The following is a 20,746-nucleotide window of genomic DNA, read 5'->3' as shown; positions in this document are numbered from 1 at the left end:
TCAATGGTGATTTTTTCGTATTGTAGCAGTTTCTGCCAACGCCATTAGCCGAGACAACACCGCTGCTTGCCAATCGTGCGCCAAAACCGCGCGAATGGGCAATACCCAAACGTGATTTAAATCGTTGCCGCGGCATTTTACCGCATCTTTTTCGGTAATAATCACCACGTCGGCAGCAGGAAAATCATCGGTATTTAAAGCGGCGTGATCGGGCAGTGCTTTGCATTCGTTTAGTACCATGCCCAATTGGCGCAAGCTGTTGAAAAAACGCTGCGGCCGTGCAATGGCGGCAACCGCTGCGATGCGTTTGCCGATAAAATCTGTGGGTTTTGCCGTGTGCTGCGGCTGATTGAGCTGATAAAGCATGCCGACATCAATACTGCTGCTGCCGATAATCGTGTTTTCAGGCAGCCTGTATTGTGTACGCAATTGTTGGGCGGTATCTGCATCGCCCAAGCTCACCAACACCGCATCAACCGAGCGCAAGCGCGACGGCGGTTCACGCAGAGCACCGTTGGGCAGTATGTCCAAATACCGCCCGACATCAGCGGCGGGAAACACGGCGATTTCAAAATCGCGTGCCAGTGCGTAGTGCTGCAAACCATCGTCGCTGATGAGTAAGCGGATTTCAGGGTTTGCCCGCAGCAATGCCGCCGCCGCCGCCGCCCGATCCGCACCCACTGCCAACGGTACAGCCGTTTGCCGATACAGCATCAGCGGTTCATCGCCTACTTCGGCGGCGGTGTGCTGTGCATTGACCACCGCCACACCGCGTCCCTGCCTGCCGTAACCTCGGCTGATAACGCCTGTTTTGATACCGGCTTCTTGCAAGGCGGATACCAAAGCCGCCGTAATCGGTGTTTTTCCGACACCACCCACCTGAATATTGCCCACCACGACAACCGATACGGGCAAACGCACGCTTTTCAGGCAGCCTGAAGCATATAAAATACGCCGTAACCAAACAGCAAATTGAAAAAGGCGTGAAAAAGGATACAGCAAGATGCTGAGCGGCAGCCGAGGCTCTTGCCAATGTTGTTCGATTTGCCGCTGCAAAAAGGTCATGTTGTGATTCAATCAAAATCCCCGCTGATGAAACGGGGATAGGGTAAATAAAAGGGTTAGCGCACAATTGTGCCTTTAAGTGTTACCCCCGCCACAACCGCGCCGACATGGCATTCATATACCTTATTGCTGTCGGGAATCTCGCTTTTTTTGTAGTAACTCACCAAATTGACCACACGAGAACCGCCCAGTGATTCGGCACGCTGCTGAAATTGTTTTACTGCCGATAAAAATGCCCATTGACAGGCTTCTTCATCGGATTTTCCAAATGAATTGGTTTTTTTGTTGCTTACCAAATCAGCTGCCAATACACTGCCGCTGCCGCCGCCAAATTGCAATGTGATTTTGGGGTTTAACACTTCTTTGGCTTGTTCTGAACCAAGTGCATCGGCAATGGGCAGCATCAATTGGGTATCGCGGGCATTTGCTGAAAAAGCAACGGTTGCCAAAGCCGCTGCGCTGAGCAAAACAGTCCATTTTTGTTTCATATCAATTCCCTTAGAGTGAGCGTGAATGAGTGTGTAATCGTAAAGAATTTAATATTCTGTTGGCAAGATCTGAATGTGCAAAATATTATTGTGCCGACAGTTTAGACCAAATTGATGCCGAACGGGCAACGGTAGCACCTGAGTTGCATCGGCGGTTGGATTGGCGCAGCAGCCGTTATCTGAAACACCATTGCCGTGTGCATTATCCGCAACAACGGCTGTTGAGCTTGAGTCATAAAAAAGGCTGCGCCGCCGCACTTTTGGGGCCGGCGGATACGGAGACAGAGATGGGGACGGCGGCGGGCATTGATTTGGAGTATCTGCAAGCGCGTGATTTTGCTGCTTTATTGCCGCTGTTTTCCCGTAAAAATGAAATAGAATGGTGGCAGACGCAAGATGATGCCGCTTTGGTGTTTTATCGGTTGTGGACGCTTAAAGAAGCCTTGATTAAAGCGGCAAATTTACATTTTCCTGCCGATTTGAACCGTGTTGGTTTATTTGCCGATAAAAAACAAGGCTTAACTGCCGGTGTTGCCGTGCAAGAAGCAATGCAGCCTTGGCAACATCAATGGTTCAGTCCCGATGATAAATTGTTGATTTGCTGCGTGTGGCAAGGTGTTTTTCAGGCAGCCTTATCCGTAACAGAGGTTGTGTTATCGGAAGAAACGAAACAATAGGTTATTGATGTTGTTTGCCTGTTTTTAACACCGCACAGCGGCGGGATATTTCAAAGAGATTAGCTGAATTTTTTTAAAATCAATGAGGTATTTACGCCGCCGAAAGCAAAATTATTGCTCATCACATATTCTGCTTCTATTTGCCGCCCTGTGCCGATGATGTAATCCACTTGCCCGCAGCGCGGGTCAATATCGGTAAGATTAATGGTGGGGGCGAACCAATTGTCGTGCATCATGCAAACAGAAAACCAGGCTTCCAGCGCACCGCATGCACCCAAAGTGTGTCCCAAATAGCTTTTTTGGCTGCTCAATGGTATGCGCCCGCCGAATACTTGGGCAGTTGCCAAGCTCTCTGCAATGTCGCCTTGTTCGGTGGCGGTGCCGTGTCCATTAACATAAGCAATGGCATCGGGCGGCAAAGCGGCATCGGCAAGTGCCAATTCCATGCAGATTTGCATGGTTTGTTTTTCGGGGCGGGTTATGTGTGTTCCGTCGCCGTTACTGCCAAAGCCCACTATTTCGGCATAAATATGTGCACCGCGTGCTTTGGCATGTTCGTATTCTTCCAATACCAACATGCCCGCGCCTTCGCCAATCACCAAGCCATCACGATTGGCGTCATAGGGGCTGGGTGTGCGTTTTGGCGTGTCATTTTTTAAACTGGTGGCATAAAGTGCATCAAATACAAACGATTCAGACGGACACAATTCTTCACCGCCTCCGGCAAGCATCATGGTGATTTTGCCGTATTTAATTGTCTCATAGGCATAACCAATGCCTTGGCTGCCTGAAGTACACGCGCTGGACGTGGGAATAATGCGCCCTTTTAAGCCGAAAAAAATGGCAATGTTGGCGGCGGTGGTGTGCGGCATCATGCGCACATAGGTGTTGGCATGAAAGCCCGGTGATGTGCCGTTGGTAATCAATTGGCTGAGATCAAAAATATCTTTGGTGCTGCCGGTGGACGAGCCGCAGGCAACCCCCATTCGTCCGTCGCGAATGATGTCGTTATCCAGTACATCGGCATCACGCAAGGCATCTTCGGCGGCGGCAACGCAAAATTGGGATACCCGCCCCAAACTGCGCAGTTGTTTGCGTGTCCAGTGCGGCGGCGGAGTGAAATCGTTAATGGGCGCAGCCAAGCGCGTATTGAGTTCATCATAACGATCCCACTCGGCCATGTATTGCACGGCATTTTCGCCGCGCTTGAATGCGGCGCGTATATTTGTCCAATTCCTGCCCAGGGCGCAAATGCCGCCCATGCCGGTTATCACGACTCGTTTCAACACAATCCTCCGTTTACCGCCAATACTTGCCGCGTGATGTACGCCGCTTGTTCAGACATCAGAAACACCACCGCATGTGCTACTTCTTCAGGCAGCCCCATGCGCTGTGCCGGAATCATTTTGATGATTTCGTTTATCGGCACATCATCGCTGAGCATATCGGTGTCAATCAGACCGGGCGCAACGCAATTAACGGTGATTTGGCGTTTTGCCAATTCCAATGCCAAAGCCTTTGCCGCGCCGATGATACCGGCTTTTGCTGCACTGTAATTCACTTGCCCGCGATTGCCGATTAAGCCTGAAACCGAAGTCATGCACACAATGCGTCCGGCGGCGCGGCGGCGTATCATCGGCATGATAATTGGGTGCAATACATTGTAAAAACTGTCTAAATTGGTGTGCAATACGCTGTCCCAATCGCTGTTTGTTAAGGCGGGAAAAGCGTTGTCGCGGCTGATGCCTGCGTTGAGTACCACGCCGTAATATGCACCGTGTTGTTCAATGTCGTTTTGCAAAACTTCGGCGGCTTCAGTGCGGTCGGCAACATCAAAAGTAAAACAGCGCACCGATTTGCCGTTTGCGCGAATGTCAGCAACAACCGCGTCCAGAGCCGCACTCGGACGGCGTCCATGCAGCACCACTGCATAACCTGCCGCCGACAAAGCCAGCGCGGCAGCACGGCCAATGCCGCGGCTGGAGCCGGTAATGAGAACCGTTTTGTTTGAATTTGAATGAGTGGTTTGCATGGCTCTTGGGCAGATTTTCGTTCCGAAAAATTCTAACAAGAACGGCAGCAAAGTACAAGAATTTTAAAAGAAAATATAAAAATAACCAATTGAAAATATTATTAAAAATAACAATACTGCTTAATCTTTATCATTAGGACAGTTTATCGTAACGGCATCTGCTGCCGAAACAGGCGAACAAATACGAGAAAAGCCCTGTTGTTTGGCAGGGTTTGAAGGAAAGAAAATGTATGGCTAAGTTTATTTTCCTGCTTTTGTTACTGATATTAAGTTCTCACGCGTGGTAATGTAATATAAGCATGAGGCGGTTGAGATACTGCCCTATTTTCAATAAACCATAAAACAATTTAAAAGGAAAATCAATATGGCATTAACACGTGCTGAAATCCAAAAACGAAGCGATGAAAAGCGCGGCATGGTGATGATTGGCATTAAAATTAATCAAGTATCGGCGGATTATATTCGTGCTGCCGCCCAAGCGGCAGGGCTGCCGATAAAAGGCTTGATAGAGTGCGCTGTGCGTGAATTTGCCGAAAATCACGGCTTAGATATACCGATTGATAACGGCACAAATTGATGCTGAGCGCACCGATATTTTTGCCGGTGTGTAAAAATCGGCATTCTGTATGTGCGTGTGCCGCTTCGGAAAGCCGATAAGGTTTTCAGGCAGCCTGATTGGCGGCGTTTAAGCTGAATAAAGCAATGGCGAAAATGCTGAAATCGGTAAAATGAAAAGGGTTTGCGAAATAGGTTTGCCGCTTTAAGAAGCGGTTTGCGGCGGCAAATGGCTTTGCTTTATGCCAAATATTCCGGCGGCGGTGTGTCAAAACGGCGCAAAATATCCAGCAAGCCTTGCGACCATTGACTGCGTATGCTGTGTAAATACGGATTGTCTTCGGTGATGCGTATGCCTTGCGGCATGGTAAAACTGTTGTTTCGGTACACCAATAAATCAATCGGAAACCCAACAGATAAGTTGGAGCGTATGGTGGAATCGAAAGACACCAAAACCGCGCGTATGGCGTCGTCTAAATTGCTGTTGTGGTTGATAGCGCGGTCAAGAATGGGTTTGCCGTATTTGCTTTCGCCGATTTGAAAAAAAGGGGTGTCGCAAGTGGCGTAAATATTGTTGCCTTCTTGGTAGATCATGTAGAGGCGCATGCCGTAGCCTTTAATTTGCCCCGCCAATAAGAAGGTACTGCCGAAACTGCCGTTGTCTTGAATCATGGCAGCGGTTTGCCGCGTTTGCTGCGCGGTTTGTGCTGAGTATCTGCCGATCAATTCTGCCGCTTCTGATAAGGTGGGCACGTTGAGTAAATGTGTGCCGCTGTCTTGGCGTATGTCTCGGCGCAAACGGTTAATCACAGCTTGCGATGTCGCCAGATTGCCGGCGGTCATGATGAAAATCATTCGTTCGCCAGCCACGCCGAAGCGATACATTTTTTTAAATGTGGAAATATGATCAACACCGGCATTGGTGCGGGTATCGCTTGCCAACACCATGCCGTCTTTTAGTCGAATGCCGACACAATAAGTCATATCGTAATTTTTTGAGCGCAATGAAAACCCGCGCATTTTATCGTTAAAGTGCGGTGCTGTGTTTAGGTGTTGCGGCAAAAGCCTGTTATTCACGGCATCACCGCCGCGCCCAATTGACAACACCTTGTCAATTATCGGTTTTTTACTGCTGTTGCTGCTGACCGGACAGCACCTGCACGCGATAATCCATGCGCTCGTGTCCGCCGCCGACGCGAACGCCGCGTATGGGTGCGGCATCGTTGTAGTCTAAACCAATGGCGAGCTGAACATGGTGTGATGGTGTAAACAACTGATTACTCACATCAAATACATGCCAATAGCCGTTCAAACAGGCTTCTGCCCAAGCGTGGCTGGCAAGGTGCTGATCGGATTCGGTATATAAATAACCGGAAACATAACGTGCGGGTACGCCAAAAGTGCGTGCACCCGCTAAAAAAACATGCGCATGGTCTTGGCACACGCCTTTGCCCAGCTGCAAAGATTCGGCGGCAGTGGTGCTCACTTGAGTGCTGCCTGAAGTGTAGGGCATGTGTTCTAAGATGTCGGCACTGTAGGCGATTAAATTGTCTTGATTGATTTTTCGGGATAAATGCTTCGCTGCCAAATCGCGAATGGCTTCGCTGCTGCGGGTAAAATCGGTGTGGCGTAAAAAAAGATCGGCGGGTATGCGTTCATCGTGCAGGTATTCGGCGGTTTCATCAATTTCCACTTCGCCGCTGGCTTGAATTTGCAGCTGTTGATGGGGTTCGTGCATGCTTAAAAGGGTGCAATAATTGCCGAAGCCGTCGAATAATTCGCTGCCGAGACACGGAACAACGAGTTTCCACGACAGCACCCGCTGATGACCAAGGTTTTGCGGGGTTACGCGCAATAACTGAATGCTGCGTTTGGTGGGCGTTTGGTAGGCGTAGCGGGTTTCGTGGCTGATGTGAATGTTCATACGCCGTCCTCAAATAATTCGTTTAAACGATCCAGCCATTGGCGGAATTGACCGATGTCCATGGTAAATACCATGGCTTGTGCCGGTTGTTTTAATTCGTCCCACGCCGCGCCGCAGGGCAGTCCGGTGGCAACCAATGCCAATTGTTGAAAATGCCCCGGGTTGCTGTCGCCGAAGCGAATGTGTTCGTCTAAGGTTTCTACGGCATCGCCCAGCTGCCAAAATAAACTGATCATCGGTTCTTGTGCCTGCATGGCACGGTGGCAGGCCTGCAATTGAAAGCAGGCGGCGCGCTGACTACCGTCTTGGCGCAAACGGTTTACCGTGTTGAATAAATCGTAAGCATCTTGGTCAATAACCCCGCGAACGGTTTGCACGTTGTCGTTGATGCGCTCGAAATATTCAGGCAGCTCTTTGTCGTACACGCGGTCAAGCCAGTCATCGGTTTCTGTATCGGTTTCCGTGTCGGGGCTTAAACCCATTGCCGAAAAATAGGTTTGTGCATTAACGGCGTTGCGGCCGAAAAAACGCTGATACAGGTATTCGGTGCGCTGCATGTAACGGCCGAGCCAAAATAAATCACCGGCGGTGGATAATAATAACATTATGCCAAACCTCCTTTATTGCTGCGGTTGCCGGCGGCATCACACATCACCCAAGTGTCTTTTACGCCGCCGCCTTGTGATGAATTCACAACCAAAGAACCTTCGCGCAACGCCACGCGGGTTAAGCCACCGGCAGACAGACGAACTTTTTCGGGGCTGGTTAAGACAAAGGGGCGCAAATCAATGTGGCGCGGCGCGATGCCTTCTTCCACCCAAGTGGGACAAGCCGACAATGCCAAAGTGGGCTGGGCGATAAAATTTTGGGGCGCGGCTTCAATGCGTTTGCGGTATTCGGTCTGTTCTTCGCGGGTGGATTTGGGACCAATCAACATGCCGTAACCGCCCGAGCCTTGGGTCTCTTTGACCACCAGTTCGTCCAAATGTGCCAGCACATACGCCAAATCATCGGGTCTGCGGCACAGCCAAGTCGGCACATTGTGCAAAATCGGCTCTTCACCCAAATAAAAGCGAATCATCTCGCCCACGTAAGGATAGATTGATTTATCGTCTGCCACGCCTGTACCCGGTGCATTGGCAATCATCACGTTGCCGCAGCGGTATGCCGCCATTAAACCCGGGATGCCGAGTATTGAATCGGCGCGAAATGCCAACGGATCAAGAAACGCATCATCTAAACGGCGGTAAACAATATCGACTTTTTGTTTGCCTTGTACGGTGCGCACATAGACATAATTGTTTTCCACAAATAAATCATAGCCATGTACCAAAGCGGCGCCCATTTCCCGTGCCAAAAAAGCATGTTCGTAATACGCACTGTTGTAGCGTCCGGGCGTTAAAACCACAATATAAGGATTGTCTTTGCCACTGCATTCACTCAAGCTGTCGTACAGCATTTGCGGGTAATTATCGACAGGTAGCACGCGCTCGGTATCCAACACACCTTCCAGCAGCCGCTCGCTGACCAAACGGCTTTCCAGCATATACGACACCCCAGACGGCGTGCGCAGATTGTCTTCCAAAACATAGTACTCACCATTGCCGTGGCGCACCAAATCAATGCCGCTGATGTGTGCATAAATCGGCTGCGGCAGATCCAGATTCTGCATCCACGGTTCATAGCAATCGTTTACCAAAATTTGTTCGGCGGGGATAATATTGGCGCGGACAATATCACGCCGATGATAAATATCGTGGATAAAGGCGTTGAGGGCGCGAATGCGCTGCGAGCAGCCCGCTTCCAGCATCTGCCATTCACTTTGAACAATGATGCGCGGAATAATATCAAACGGAATCACCCGTTCGGTATTGCTGGCATCGCTGTACACGGTGAAAGTAACCCCTTTGCGGTAAAACATCGCCAAGGCTTGCTGGTTTAAGGTTTCCAGCTTACTGCTGCCGTTGCGTGCCAGCCAATCGGCAACCGCTTGATACGCCGGACGCACTTGTCCGTCGGGCAGATACATTTCGTTGTAAAATGACGATGATATTGCTGTGTCCATACGGATTCCTTCAATACGGTACAAAAGGGAAATGCAACACAAGCGGGCTATACGTAAATTACATCTTTAACTAAATTTTACAGAAATACAAGTTTATTGCATTATGCAATAAACTTGGCTGTTCGTAAACAGCGAAAGGTGTTTTTAAAGGTATTTTTTCATGTTTCAGGCAGCCTGAAAAAACCGTTTTCAGACAATTCTCAGACAAACGGAAATATTTAAAATACGCGTCTCATTCACACAAACACCGCCTTATCAAAAAAGTGAATAAAATACGTTGAATAAAATGGATTTGATAAACAGAAGCAGGGTAAATGTGCGAACTTTGAATACTTTGACTGAATGGCTGGCTCATTTGGAATCAGCACACAGCGCAGGCTTAATAGACATGGGTTTGGCGCGCGTGGGTGAGGTAAAAAACCGCATGGGTTTACAGCCCTTGTGTCCGTTGATTATCGTTGGCGGCACCAACGGCAAAGGTTCGGTGTGTGCTTATCTCACACAAATTTACAGTGAAGCGGGGCATCGTGTCGGCACGCTGACCAGCCCGCATTTGCTGCGCTTTAACGAACGCATTGCCATAAACGGCGAAGCCGTGTGTGATGAAACCATCGTCGCCGCATTTGAACGCATTGAAGCGGCGCGGCAGGAAATTTCACTGACTTATTTTGAATTCAACACATTGGCGGCGGTGGATATTTTTATGCGCGCCGAAGTTGATGTGATGATACTGGAAGTGGGTTTGGGCGGGCGTTTGGATGCAGTGAACGTGTTTGATGCTGATGTGGCGGTGATTACCAGTGTGGATTTGGATCATCAAGCATTTTTGGGTGATACCGTGGAGCAAGTGGCGTTTGAAAAAGCCGGTATTTTGCGCGGCGGCAAGGCAGTCATCTGCGGACAAGTGCCAGTGCCGGCACGCTTGGCTGACCATGCCCGAGAAATGGGTGCCGATTTATTGGTTTTGGGTATGGATTTTGATTGGGTCAATTCAGCGCAGCAGTGGTCATACCGTTTTCACCCGCAGCACAGTTTCTTGTTTTCAGCCAGCCGCGCCAGACACGCACTGCCGATTCCCAGCCTGCGCGGGCAATTTCAGCTGAACAATGCCGCTTGTGCTTTAACTGCGCTGGAATGTTTGAATCATGTGCTGCCCATTGATATTGGTGCAATAAAACGCGGTTTGGTGCGTGTACACAATCCGGGCCGCTTTCAGATTCTGCCCAGACGACCATTGACTGTGCTGGACGTGGGGCACAACCCGCATGCTGCCCGTGCGTTGCGCCAAAGCCTGATGACGCTGCCTTATGCTGAAAAACGCTGCGCTGTATTCAGTATGCTGAGCGACAAAGACATCAACGCAGTGATTGATATTTTGAAAGACCAGTTTGATGAATGGTTTATTGCGCCGCTGAACGTGCCGCGCGGCAGACAGGCGCAAGACATTGAAAACGTGTTAAATCAACACGGCATACAGAAAATCCATGTTTTTGACGACATTCAGGCAGCCTACCGTGCCGTTGCGGCACAGGCAAGTGAAAATGATAGAATTGTGGTCTTCGGCTCATTTCATACAGTTGCCGAAGTGATGCAGTGCATTGGCTGCACGTGATGGCAATATTCGCTGTCCGTGTGCAACTAAGTAAACAATAGGCTTATTAAAATATTTTGATAAGCCAATTATTGCTGCCAAAAACAGCCGATGGCTGCCTGAAAATATTTTGGACGATACCCGATGAATATGAATGATCCTCGTAACGAATACGAACAATTGAAAAAACGAAACCGCCGCCGATTGGTGGGTGCGGTGATTATGGTTGCGGCAGCATGTGCCTTACTTTTGAGCGTGCTGAACCGTTCTGCACAAAACACGAATGAACCGCAGCAATCGGTGGTGATTAACGGTATGAATGAATCGGCAAGTGGTGCGGCAACGGCGTCTGCCGTGGTTGCTTCCGCAGAATGGCTGGCTGAAACATCATCTGCACCAATAAACGCGGATACGAAGCAAAACAATGAAAATACTGTCAATACCGCTGTTGCCGTGCCGCAAAACGTGATTGTACCTGCGATGCCACCTGCAGCAGTGGAAAAACCAAAGCCGACTGAAGAAAAATCCAAACCAACGGAAGAAAAACCCAAAAAAACAACTGAAAAAACAACTTTGCCTCGTCAGGAAAAAACCGACGCATCGGTAAAGCCAAAAACCGGCAGTAAGCTCACGCCGCAAGAAATTTTAAATAACAAAGCCGCCGGTACAGTAAGCACCAATAAAACAAGCACCGCCCAAGCCGCTGCGCCGAAAGCCGCTGCGGCACAGGCCAAAACATCTGCTGCCGGTGCAGCACCAATCCAAAACGGCGGCAAGACAGTGATTCAAATTGGTGCTTATACCAGCGAAACACAGGCGCGGACGGTTCAGCAAAAATTGGCAGCGGCGGGTTTCGGTGCGAATATCGTAACCAGTCAAACCAGTAAAGGGGTGCTGTATCGTGTTCGCTCAGGCGGCTATGCCGACCGTGCGCAAGCCGAACAAGGATTAAATAAAATACGTTCGGCGGGTTTGGACGGTTTTATTATTGATAATAAGCCATGACTTTATTTGATGTATTGGCACTCGGATTAATCGCTCTGAGTATGCTGGTGTCGGTGATGCGCGGCTTGGTGGCGGAAGCGGCTTCTTTGTGCACATGGATTGCAACATTTTTATTCGCCAAGAATTTTTCCGCAAAATTTGCCGATGTGGCTTTTGTGAGTATTCAGCCTCGGCAGCTGGCGGTGGCTTTGTCGTTTGTGCTGCTGCTGTTGGCAGGCTGGGTGGTATTGAAACTGGTTGCCTCTTTGTTTCAATCGGGCGTGTCGGCTTTTGGTTTGAGCAGCATCAACCGATTATTGGGTGCGGTGTTTGGTGCTGCTCGGGGCGTGTTGATTGTGGCAGTAGCTGTGTTGGTGTGTGCGTTTACCGATTTGCCCAAAACCCCATCATGGCAAAACGCACGAACGGCATGGTTTTTTGAACAAGTGGTTAAACAAAGCTTGCCGTTTTTGCCGCCTTTAATCGCCGATCAAGTGCATTACCCGAATGATTAGTGATGGCTGCGTTTTTCAGTAATACCGAACCGATGTGCTGTACCGTCGTTTTCAGGTAATCACATTTCAGGCAGCCTTAACGCGAGGCGCGTTTTTGCAGCCGTTCTTGCCATTCTTCCGAATTTTTCGGAATACCATCGACACAAAAAATAGTGTACAAAGCGGCGCGGACAGGGTCTATATCGCGCAAAACGGTGCTCACTGTTTGCCAGTGGCCGCGTTTGGGAACAATCCAGCGGTGATTCACATCATCGCCGTATGCCAGCGTTTTGGCAGCGCGTTCACCGCAGCGAACGGCTTCAGCGGTGATGTTGTCAATGCCTTGGTTGGATTGAACATTCAGCACATAATGCACGGTATCGTCTGCCGGTGTGCGAATGCTGTTTGTCATCAGCAAAGTTTTACCGGAGAAAGTGTTGCTGATATAAATCGGCAGCCATGATGCGTTTTGATCGGGATACGGCGGCAAGGGCAGCGGTATTTCTTCCCAAGGCTTGTCTTTTTCCGATTCAATATAATAGGTGTTGTAGCCATTGTCGTCGCGGGCGTGGACGAATGCGGCACAAGCCAAGAGCAATAAACACAAAAAATAACGCATTGCTTGTCCTTCGAGTAATGAATTAAATGAGTAATGAATTCTGGTTGATTTTTAAATAAAAAACAGCATTCAACGGTTTTTATTGATGTTGAGTGCTGCTTTTTAAGATTTAAGCAAAAAATCAAATCGATTATCGCGTTTGTACCGGGTTGATGGCAATTTCCACACGGCGGTTTTTTGCGCGTCCGGCAGCGGTGGTGTTCTCAGCCACAGGCATTTTTGAGCCGTAGCCAACGGTGTTGATGCGTCCGCCGGCAACACCGTGTGTTGTTAAGAAATTGGCAACGGACAATGCACGTTTTTCAGACAAAGGCTGATTGATGGCATCACTGCCTGTGTTGTCGGTATGGCCGGAAACCGTGATGGTGGTGTCCGTGTATTGAGCCAAAACGCCTGCCACGGAAGTGAGCGAAGAATTTGCCGAGCTACTTAAAGTGGCGCTGTTGGTGGCAAAAGTGATGTTTTCAGGCATTACCAATTTGATTTGATCGCCTACGCGGGTAACTTCCACTTGGCTGTTTGCCAATTTATCGCGCAGTAATTTCTCTTGATAATCCATATAGCCGCCCACGCCCGCGCCCACAGCACCGCAAGCCAGTGCGGAATTGCGCGCACCTTTGCTACCATGCGTAACTGCGCCGATGATGCCGCAAGTTACCGCACCGCCTAAGCCGTAAAGTGCAGTTTTACTGATGGATTGCTGTCCTGTAGTCGGGTCGGTAACACAGCCTGACAAAGCCAAAGAGGCAGCTGCCAGTAAAACGGGTAAAGATTGAGTTAATTTCATGGTATCTCCTTAAGTTTTAATGTGAATGAAATAATATCAACAAAGAAACGCAGATTCCGCTTTCAAGTCGGAGAAATTCGGCGTTTGAAAAAAATATTCACTTCCGCCAAACTGCTCACGGATTGAAACCTTGTTTGTACACACGGAATGCAAAGGGTTTGTAACCTGAAAGCAAAGCCTCAAATCGGCAAGAAAACTTGCTTGTGAAGCGGTTATGTCATTTAAAGTAAATCAGCCGTGTGTCTTGTTTAATTACTGCTGAAATTATTTCATATTGGTGAAACGATACACCCGATGATGCAGTAAAAACAAGAAAATTTATGGAAGTTCGTTCAAAAAAGATGTTTTTTAAGCCAAAAAGCCACCCAATTCTTGCCATACCTGCAAACCTTGGCGGGTTTCACGCACATCATGCACGCGCACAATCGCCGCACCGCGTGCCGCTGCTGCAACTGCCGCCACCACGCTGCCGACCATGCGTGCTTGCGGCTGTGTTTCTCCGGTAATCGCGCCAATCATGCTTTTGCGCGACACGCCAATCAATGCAGGGCAGTCTGCCATGCGTTGCCATTCCGCAAAACGCAGCATTAATGCACGGTGGTGCTCGCGGGTTTTGCCGAAACCAAAGCCAGGGTCAATCACCAACCGTTGTTTGTCAATGCCCGCCGCGGTGCAAACGGCAACGCGTTCACGTAAATAGTGTCCTACTTCTGTAACGACATCGCCGTATTGCGGATTATCTTGCATGTTTTCAGGCAGCCCTTGCATGTGCATCAGGCAAACACCCGTGGTTTTGTCCTGAGTCAATAATGACACTGCGCCTTCGTCGCTCAATGCGGCAATATCATTGATGCCGTCTGTACCGCCCTGTTCCAGTGCTTGCCGCATCACCCACGTGCGGCGGGTATCCAGCGTAATCGGCACTTGCCAGCCGGTCAATTCTTTCAATATCGGCGACACCCTTGCCCATTCTTCTTCTGGTGAGACATACGGCGCACCCGGGCGCGATGATTCACCGCCGATGTCCAGAATATCCGCACCGTCTTTTAACAATTGCGCCGCGTGAGCCAATGCAGCCGAAATCGAACCGCTGTATTGCCCGCCGTCGGAAAATGAATCGGGTGTGATGTTGATGATGCCCATGATTTGCGGGCGGTTTAATGCAATGCGGAAGCGGCCACATTGCCAAATGGGCGTTTGCCGGATTTGATCAGATGTCATGGTTTTTGCATTATTTATTGAATATGGTCGGGTGTGAAAACATGCTGCATGGGGAAAGTACTGTTTTTTTGTTTAACAAATTAAATACCGAAAAATTCAATCCAATAAATGGTGTTTGCGCAAACGGGTGCGCAAAAGTGAAGCAATGCAAACCACAATCATGCTGCCCATCACCGTGATGTGTTCTTTCACTTCATTCCATGCCGAGGCTTCTTGCGCACCGCTCATGCTCCACCAATGGTGAACGCAAACAATGGTTAAAAATACGAATACCAAAAACGCGCCCGCACCCAGCCACATCATTCTGTCGGCAATAATCAGCAGGCTGCCTGCAATGTAAAACGCAATCAAAAACCAGCCCCAAAATGCCGGCGGGAAAAGATGCACCGATGCGGCGGCGGAGCGTGCCTCGTTAAAATCCAGAATCCAATTGACTGCGGTAATCCAAAACAAAAAGGTAATCACAATTCTGGCAAACAGCCACATGCCATTGGATAACAGAAGTTTTTCCAGCCAATGCGGTGTGTCGTTTAATTCAGTCATTTGATGCCTCCGTATGGTTTTTTGCAGTCCATTGTGTTGGGCTGTATTAAAGACAATCTGTTTCAGGTAGCCTGAAATAGTTTGGGATAGCTTGAAATAGCTGCGTCTGTGCAGATAACGGAATTTATCGTATCACATGCGCCGAATGATTGCATTTGGTGTGCGTGGAAACTTGTTTTAGAATAGTAAAATTATTTTGCCGTTGAAGATGCAAGGAATTCCGATGACCCAAACACCGCTGCCCGAAACACCGCCCGGTGATGTGCCTGTATCCCCCCCCCGCCGTCTGCGTGATAACAGTATTTATCTTCTGCCCAATGCGTTTACCCTTGCCGCCTTGTTTGCCGCTTTTTTCGCCATTACTCAAGCCATGCACGGGCGTTTTGAGACAGCGGCAATTTCGGTGTTTATTTCCATGCTGTTTGACGGCATGGACGGTAGGGTAGCGCGGCTGACCAATACCCAAAGTGCGTTCGGCGAACAGCTTGACAGCTTGGCTGATATGGTTAGTTTCGGCGTTGCCCCCGCGCTGATTGCCTATGAATGGCAGTTATACCATTTCGGTAAAATCGGTTACACGGTTGCCTTTATTTACTGTGCCTGCGCCGCGCTTCGTTTGGCTCTGTTTAATACCCTAATCGGCAAAATTGATAAAAAATGGTTTATCGGCATTCCCAGCCCCGCCGCCGCCGCATTGGTTATCGGCTTGATTTGGGTAAATCACAGCGTGGAAACTTTGCCGCATGTGAATGTTTTGTGTTTGATCATTGTCTTGTTTGCCGGTTTGTCTATGGTGGTGCAAATTCCGTTTTGGTCATTTAAAGAAATAAATGCTCGCCGCAAAGTATCGTTTGTGCGCATGCTGCTGGCGGCAATGTTTTTGCTGATGATTACGTGGCAGCCGGCATTGGTTTTATTTGGCTTTTTTTTGGTGTACAGCTTGTCCGGTTATGTCCTGTTTGTTTGGCGATACATCAGAAAGCAATACCGCAAAAAAGCCGTTTAAACACATACCTATACAGGTCGGCACTGGCGTGAAACCGCAAAATCAAGCATAATCTGCCCCTTATGCGTGTTTTGCGCCAATCAGAAAAACCGTTCAGGAGATTATTTAATGAGCCATATCAAGGTGCCTGCCGAAGGCAGCAAAATTATTCCGGGCAAACCGATTCCCAACGACCCGATTATTCCGTTTATTGAAGGCGACGGCATTGGTGTGGACATCACACCGGTGATGATTGACGTGATTAATGCCGCTGTTGCCAAAGCATACGGCGGTGCAAAAAAAATTCATTGGCTGGAAGTGTACGCCGGCGAAAAAGCCACGCGTGTTTATGGTGATAATGTATGGCTGCCTGAAGAGACTCTGGCAACCTTAAAAGAATACAGCGTTTCGATTAAAGGACCGATGACCACGCCCGTGGGCGGCGGCATTCGCTCGTTAAATGTTGCCTTGCGTCAAGAATTGGATTTGTATCAATGTGTGCGTCCGGTGCGTTATTTTAGCGGTGTGCCTTCACCCTTAAAAGACCCCACCAAAACCGACATGGTGATTTACCGCGAAAACACCGAAGACATTTACGCGGGCATTGAATGGGAAGCCGAAAGTGCCGATGCCAAAAAAGTCATCGCCTTTTTGCAAAATGAAATGGGCGTAAAAAAAATCCGTTTTCCCAATACGTCGGGTATCGGCATTAAACCCGTGTCCAAAGAAGGCACGGAACGCTTGGTGCGTGCCGCCATTCGCTACGCCATTGACAATGATCGCGACAGCGTTACCTTGGTTCACAAAGGCAACATCATGAAATTCACCGAAGGCGGATTCCGTGATTGGGGCTACGCTTTGGCGAAAAATGAATTCGGCGCGGCTGAAATCGGCGGCGGTCCGTGGTGCGAATTCAAAAACCCGAAAACCGGTAAAACCATTACCGTAAAAGATGCCATTGCCGATGCGTTTTTACAGCAAATTTTACTGCGCCCCGCAGAATACGATGTGATTGCCTGCTGTAACCTCAACGGCGATTACATTTCCGACGCATTGGCAGCGCAAGTGGGCGGTATCGGCATTGCCCCGGGCGCAAATATTTCCGACCAATACGCCATTTTTGAAGCCACTCACGGCACAGCCCCCAAATACGCGGGTCAAGACAAAGTCAATCCCGGTTCGCTGATTTTGTCTGCCGAAATGATGCTGCGTCATTTGGGCTGGAAAGAAGCGGCGGATTTGGTGATTGCCTCTATGGAAAAAGCCATTGGCGATAAACAAGTTACTTATGACTTTGCCCGCTTAATGGACGGCGCAAATGAAGTGTCTTGTTCTGCATTCGGCAAAGCCATGATTGAACGCATGTAAACAATTTATTTGCATGGGATAATCTTAACAGGCTGCCTGAAAATGTTTTCAGGCAGCCTGTTTTTGTTTCGGGCATCTGCATAAATAATTCTTTGGCTGACAATACCGATAAATCATTGTCTTGCTGGAATGCACAGCTGATTTTGTGCTAAAGTATCACCTGAAATAACAAGGCGGGCATGAAACCCGTCTTTCTTCATGCCCGCACGAAACATGCGTTCATGTGCTTCATTTGATAAGGAAATCCCATGCAGTCTTGGCAACTGCCCGAACACATTGCCGATATTTTGCCCTCTGCCGCCCGCCGATTGGAAAGCGCGAAAGAGCGGCTGTTGGCGATTTTTCGTGTTCACGGCTATGAATTGGTCAGCCCGCCCTTATTGGAATACAGCGATTCCTTATTAACACGTATTGACGACGGCTTATCGCTGAAAACCATACGTGTGGTTGATCAGCTCAGCGGACACCAATTGGGCTTACGTGCTGACATTACGCCGCAAGTGGCGCGGATTGATGCACATTTGTTATCCGGCAACAACGGCATCAACCGTCTGTGTTATGCCGGCACTATTTTGCATGCCCGTCCCGACGGTTTTTTAAGCACACGTGAACCCTTGCAAATCGGTGCGGAACTGTATGGCTACAGCGGCATTGATGCGGATATTGAATTGATTGAGTTAATGCTCAAAAGTCTGTCTGCGCTCAATGTTACTCAAATTCAGCTGTCACTGGGACACATCGGCATTTTTCATGCCCTCTCACAAGCGGCTCAATTGAGTCAAACGCAAGCCAAAGAATTATTGGGCGTGATGCAAACCAAAGACGTTGCCGCCACACGCGAATGTTTGCGTCCGTGGCAGCTGGATACACAATGGGCAAATGCGTTTGCCTTATTGCCGTCGCTTTACGGATATAAAGAAACGCTTGCCAAAGCGCAAGCCGATTTACCCGAACTGCCTGCTGTTCAGGCAGCCTTAAATGATTTACAAACCGTATGTGCCGCCTTACCTGAACAAAACCCGTTTATTGATTTATCCGAATTGCGGGTGGATTCGTATCACAGCGGCTTATTATTTGCCGTCTATGGCAGCGATTGGCCTGACGTGCTGGTGCGCGGCGGACGTTATGACGGCTTGGGTGCGTATTTTGGACGCGCCCGCCCAGCTACCGGCTTTAGTTTTGATTTGCGTGATTTAATCGATCATTTGCCGCAAGCCGACGGTTTGCGGGCAATTAAAGTTAATGCCACTGATGCCGCGTCTGCCAAGCACGAAATCGAACGTCTGCGCGGTAGCGGGGAATGTGTGGTCATTGATTATGCCAACGCGCAAGCCAATGCACCGCTGTTAAATCACTGCGACCGCCAACTGGTTTGGCAGCATGCACAATGGCAAGTGGTGTCGCTGTAAACGATGCTGTAAAACAGTACACCGACACAATTCAACTTCAAATATTTATTTTTAATCACAGCAGGTTATTATCATGGCAAAAAACGTAGTGGTTATCGGCACCCAATGGGGCGATGAAGGCAAAGGCAAAATAGTGGACTGGCTCACCGACCAAGCGGCGGGTGTGGTGCGTTTTCAAGGCGGGCACAATGCGGGACACACACTGGTTGTCGGCGGTAAAAAAACCGTTTTGCACCTGATACCGTCGGGTATTTTGCGTGAAAGTGTGCATTGTTTTATTGGTTCAGGCGTGGTGCTCAGCCCCGAAGCCCTGCTTAAAGAAATTGATGAATTGGAAGCGGCGGGTATTCAGGTAGCCAAACGCCTGCACATTGCCCCCACTTGTCCGCTGATTTTGCCTTATCACGCCGCTTTAGACCAAGCCCGAGAACTGGCTCGCGGCAGCAGTAAAATCGGCACAACCGGACGCGGCATCGGCCCCGCTTATGAGGACAAAGTGGCGCGCCGTGCCATACGCGTGATTGATTTATTCGATGAAGAAAAATTGCAGCAAAAATTGCAGGAAAACGTGGCTTTATACAATGTGCAGCTGCAGTATATCTATCAAGCCGCACCATTAAATGCCGATGAAATTTTCCAACAACTGCAAATATTCCGAGAACGCATTTGCCCGATGGTATCTGATGTATCGCGCACTTTGTATGACATGAACCAGCGCGGTGAAAAATTATTGTTTGAGGGCGCACAAGGCACTTTGCTGGACATCGACCACGGCACGTATCCATTTGTTACCTCATCTAACTGCGTTGCCGGTGCGGCAGCACCCGGTGCGGGCGTGGCACCGCAAATGCTGAATTATGTATTGGGCATTGTTAAGGCGTACACCACCCGCGTTGGCTCAGGACCGTTCCCCACCGAATTGTTCGACGAAGTGGGGCAAGGTTTGGGTGAACGCGGGCAAGAATTCGGTGCAACAACCGGACGCGCCCGCCGCTGCGGCTGGTTTGACGCCGCCGCACTGAAACGCGCCATTCAAATTAACGGCGTATCCGGCATGTGCATCACCAAATTAGACGTGATGGACGGTTTGGAATACATCAATATCTGCGTGGGCTACGAATTAAACGGCGAAAAAATAGATATATTGCCCTTTGGCGCAGATGCGGTTGCCGCCTGTACCCCGATTTATGAAACCTTGCCGGGTTGGCAGGAAAGCACTTTCGGCATTCAATCCTACGATGGGCTGCCTGAAAATGCCCAAGCCTATTTGCGGCGTATTGAAACTTTGTGCGGCGCACCCGTTGCCATGATTTCAACCGGACCTGACCGTGAAGAAACAATAGTGCTGCAACATCCGTATGCGGATTAAAATACAGACATCGCTATAAGAAACCTGAACGGCATTAAACTGTTCAAGTTTTTGTTGGCATCAAATCACAACACTTTAGAGCCGATTTTTTTACATAGCCGAATAGAATCTTTACTATTAGGCAACACCTGATTAAAATTGCCGGCAGGTGTAAAATCGCACCTGCATATGAAAGAAAAAGACATGCAACGTTTTTGCTTATTGCCGATTTTCTGTGTAGCCGCATTTGCATTTGCGGATGTGGGTGATGAAGAATTTATAAGGCAGCAGCAAAGACAAGAGCAGCTTCATAAGCAATTACAGCCGCAAACAGATGTACGTTCAGAGGAAACAAGCGATCAGCCGGTGGAACCTGTTTTACTGATTACCGGCGAGCAGCCGTGCTTTCCCGTACACGAAGTGGATTTAGACGGCGAAGATGCCGCGCGTTTCCGTTTTGCACGCACCGCGCATTGAGGCAGCTGCAATTTAGCCCCGGCAGCTGTTTGGGCAGAACGGGAATCAATCAAATCATGAGTGCGGCACAAAACGCAGTGATTGGTGCGGGCTACACCACCACCCGCATCTTAG

Annotated in this window: 23 protein-coding genes; 11 read left to right on the top strand and 12 right to left on the bottom strand. The window is 49.2% G+C overall.

Features of this window, described 5'->3' with window-relative positions; all coding sequences use genetic code 11:
- Window positions 1-1,065 carry a tetraacyldisaccharide 4'-kinase gene (lpxK, locus tag Q384_RS02650; RefSeq protein WP_037585802.1) on the bottom strand — a complete coding sequence of 355 codons (1,065 nt, stop codon included), beginning with the start codon at window positions 1,063-1,065 and terminating at the stop codon, window positions 1-3.
- A gap of 56 nt (window positions 1,066-1,121) precedes the next feature.
- Entirely contained in the window at window positions 1,122-1,553 is a 432-nt protein-coding gene (locus Q384_RS02645) for a hypothetical protein (RefSeq protein ID WP_037585801.1), read from the bottom strand.
- A gap of 29 nt (window positions 1,554-1,582) precedes the next feature.
- Between Q384_RS02645 and Q384_RS02640 the strand changes: the two genes are divergently transcribed.
- On the top strand, window positions 1,583-2,230 hold the full coding sequence (locus Q384_RS02640) for a 4'-phosphopantetheinyl transferase family protein (protein WP_051940330.1): 648 nt from the start codon (window positions 1,583-1,585) through the stop codon (window positions 2,228-2,230).
- Between the two features lie 59 nt (window positions 2,231-2,289).
- On the opposite strand, the gene Q384_RS02635 is transcribed toward Q384_RS02640, so the two are convergent.
- Both Q384_RS02635 and fabG read right to left on the bottom strand, forming a co-directional pair.
- The gene (locus Q384_RS02635) at window positions 2,290-3,522 is read right to left on the bottom strand and encodes a beta-ketoacyl-ACP synthase (protein ID WP_156956407.1); all 1,233 of its coding nucleotides are present in this window, start codon (window positions 3,520-3,522) and stop codon (window positions 2,290-2,292) included.
- Window positions 3,513-4,262 (bottom strand): 3-oxoacyl-ACP reductase FabG, encoded by a 750-nt coding sequence (fabG, locus tag Q384_RS02630; protein WP_037585800.1) that lies wholly within the window; start codon window positions 4,260-4,262, stop codon window positions 3,513-3,515. Before fabG ends, Q384_RS02635 begins: the two co-directional genes overlap by 10 nt.
- A gap of 364 nt (window positions 4,263-4,626) precedes the next feature.
- Here fabG and Q384_RS02625 point away from each other — a divergent pair, with 364 nt between their 5' ends.
- A complete protein-coding gene (locus Q384_RS02625) occupies window positions 4,627-4,839 on the top strand; it encodes a ribbon-helix-helix domain-containing protein (RefSeq protein ID WP_037585799.1) in 213 nt (70 codons plus the stop codon).
- 218 nt (window positions 4,840-5,057) lie between these two features.
- Here Q384_RS02625 and Q384_RS02620 read toward each other — a convergent pair whose 3' ends face one another.
- The 4 genes from Q384_RS02620 to Q384_RS02605 are packed head-to-tail and all read right to left on the bottom strand — an operon-like array spanning window position 5,058 to window position 8,806.
- Complete coding sequence (locus tag Q384_RS02620; protein WP_245608493.1) at window positions 5,058-6,038, bottom strand: proteasome-type protease; 981 nt, start codon at window positions 6,036-6,038, stop codon at window positions 5,058-5,060.
- Window positions 5,944-6,741 carry a transglutaminase family protein gene (locus tag Q384_RS02615; protein WP_037585798.1) on the bottom strand — a complete coding sequence of 266 codons (798 nt, stop codon included), beginning with the start codon at window positions 6,739-6,741 and terminating at the stop codon, window positions 5,944-5,946. Before Q384_RS02615 ends, Q384_RS02620 begins: the two co-directional genes overlap by 95 nt.
- On the bottom strand, window positions 6,738-7,346 hold the full coding sequence (locus Q384_RS02610; RefSeq protein ID WP_037585797.1) for a hypothetical protein: 609 nt from the start codon (window positions 7,344-7,346) through the stop codon (window positions 6,738-6,740). Before Q384_RS02610 ends, Q384_RS02615 begins: the two co-directional genes overlap by 4 nt.
- Window positions 7,346-8,806, bottom strand: coding sequence for a circularly permuted type 2 ATP-grasp protein (locus Q384_RS02605; RefSeq protein WP_211251068.1), 1,461 nt, complete (start codon window positions 8,804-8,806; stop codon window positions 7,346-7,348). Before Q384_RS02605 ends, Q384_RS02610 begins: the two co-directional genes overlap by 1 nt.
- A gap of 325 nt (window positions 8,807-9,131) precedes the next feature.
- Between Q384_RS02605 and folC the strand changes: the two genes are divergently transcribed.
- From folC to Q384_RS02590, 3 genes are all read left to right on the top strand, one after another.
- A complete protein-coding gene (gene folC, locus Q384_RS02600) occupies window positions 9,132-10,418 on the top strand; it encodes a bifunctional tetrahydrofolate synthase/dihydrofolate synthase (RefSeq protein ID WP_037585833.1) in 1,287 nt (428 codons plus the stop codon).
- Between the two features lie 129 nt (window positions 10,419-10,547).
- Window positions 10,548-11,402 carry an SPOR domain-containing protein gene (locus tag Q384_RS02595; protein WP_037585795.1) on the top strand — a complete coding sequence of 285 codons (855 nt, stop codon included), beginning with the start codon at window positions 10,548-10,550 and terminating at the stop codon, window positions 11,400-11,402.
- Window positions 11,399-11,896 carry a CvpA family protein gene (locus Q384_RS02590; protein WP_037585794.1) on the top strand — a complete coding sequence of 166 codons (498 nt, stop codon included), beginning with the start codon at window positions 11,399-11,401 and terminating at the stop codon, window positions 11,894-11,896. Before Q384_RS02595 ends, Q384_RS02590 begins: the two co-directional genes overlap by 4 nt.
- A gap of 76 nt (window positions 11,897-11,972) precedes the next feature.
- Here Q384_RS02590 and Q384_RS02585 read toward each other — a convergent pair whose 3' ends face one another.
- The 4 genes from Q384_RS02585 to Q384_RS02570 form a co-directional block, all read right to left on the bottom strand.
- Window positions 11,973-12,494, bottom strand: coding sequence for a CNP1-like family protein (locus Q384_RS02585; RefSeq protein WP_051940328.1), 522 nt, complete (start codon window positions 12,492-12,494; stop codon window positions 11,973-11,975).
- Between the two features lie 130 nt (window positions 12,495-12,624).
- Complete coding sequence (locus Q384_RS02580) at window positions 12,625-13,281, bottom strand: YiaD family glycine zipper/OmpA-like lipoprotein (RefSeq protein WP_037585793.1); 657 nt, start codon at window positions 13,279-13,281, stop codon at window positions 12,625-12,627.
- Between the two features lie 348 nt (window positions 13,282-13,629).
- Window positions 13,630-14,502 carry a dihydropteroate synthase gene (gene folP, locus Q384_RS02575; RefSeq protein ID WP_037585792.1) on the bottom strand — a complete coding sequence of 291 codons (873 nt, stop codon included), beginning with the start codon at window positions 14,500-14,502 and terminating at the stop codon, window positions 13,630-13,632.
- Between the two features lie 96 nt (window positions 14,503-14,598).
- Window positions 14,599-15,045: a DoxX family protein gene (locus Q384_RS02570; RefSeq protein ID WP_037585791.1), complete on the bottom strand. Its 447-nt coding sequence runs from the start codon at window positions 15,043-15,045 to the stop codon at window positions 14,599-14,601.
- Window positions 15,046-15,268: 223 nt separating this feature from the next.
- On the opposite strand from Q384_RS02570, the gene pssA reads away from it, so the two are divergent.
- From pssA to Q384_RS14470, 6 genes are all read left to right on the top strand, one after another.
- On the top strand, window positions 15,269-16,051 hold the full coding sequence (pssA, locus tag Q384_RS02565) for a CDP-diacylglycerol--serine O-phosphatidyltransferase (RefSeq protein ID WP_051940326.1): 783 nt from the start codon (window positions 15,269-15,271) through the stop codon (window positions 16,049-16,051).
- A gap of 108 nt (window positions 16,052-16,159) precedes the next feature.
- Window positions 16,160-17,398, top strand: coding sequence for an NADP-dependent isocitrate dehydrogenase (icd, locus tag Q384_RS02560; RefSeq protein ID WP_037585789.1), 1,239 nt, complete (start codon window positions 16,160-16,162; stop codon window positions 17,396-17,398).
- Between the two features lie 248 nt (window positions 17,399-17,646).
- Entirely contained in the window at window positions 17,647-18,807 is a 1,161-nt protein-coding gene (locus Q384_RS02555) for an ATP phosphoribosyltransferase regulatory subunit (RefSeq protein WP_037585788.1), read from the top strand.
- Window positions 18,808-18,880: 73 nt separating this feature from the next.
- A complete protein-coding gene (locus Q384_RS02550) occupies window positions 18,881-20,176 on the top strand; it encodes an adenylosuccinate synthase (protein WP_037585787.1) in 1,296 nt (431 codons plus the stop codon).
- A gap of 183 nt (window positions 20,177-20,359) precedes the next feature.
- A complete protein-coding gene (locus tag Q384_RS13895; RefSeq protein WP_156956405.1) occupies window positions 20,360-20,632 on the top strand; it encodes a hypothetical protein in 273 nt (90 codons plus the stop codon).
- The coding region (locus Q384_RS14470) for a POTRA domain-containing protein (protein WP_425423468.1) at window positions 20,557-20,746 on the top strand (190 nt) is incomplete at its 3' end. The genes Q384_RS13895 and Q384_RS14470, both read left to right, overlap by 76 nt.

Origin of the sequence: Stenoxybacter acetivorans DSM 19021 (genome assembly GCF_000745895.1) — a bacterium.
Lineage (GTDB): Bacteria > Pseudomonadota > Gammaproteobacteria > Burkholderiales > Neisseriaceae > Stenoxybacter > Stenoxybacter acetivorans.
This window is presented reverse-complemented; position numbering and strand designations above follow the sequence as displayed.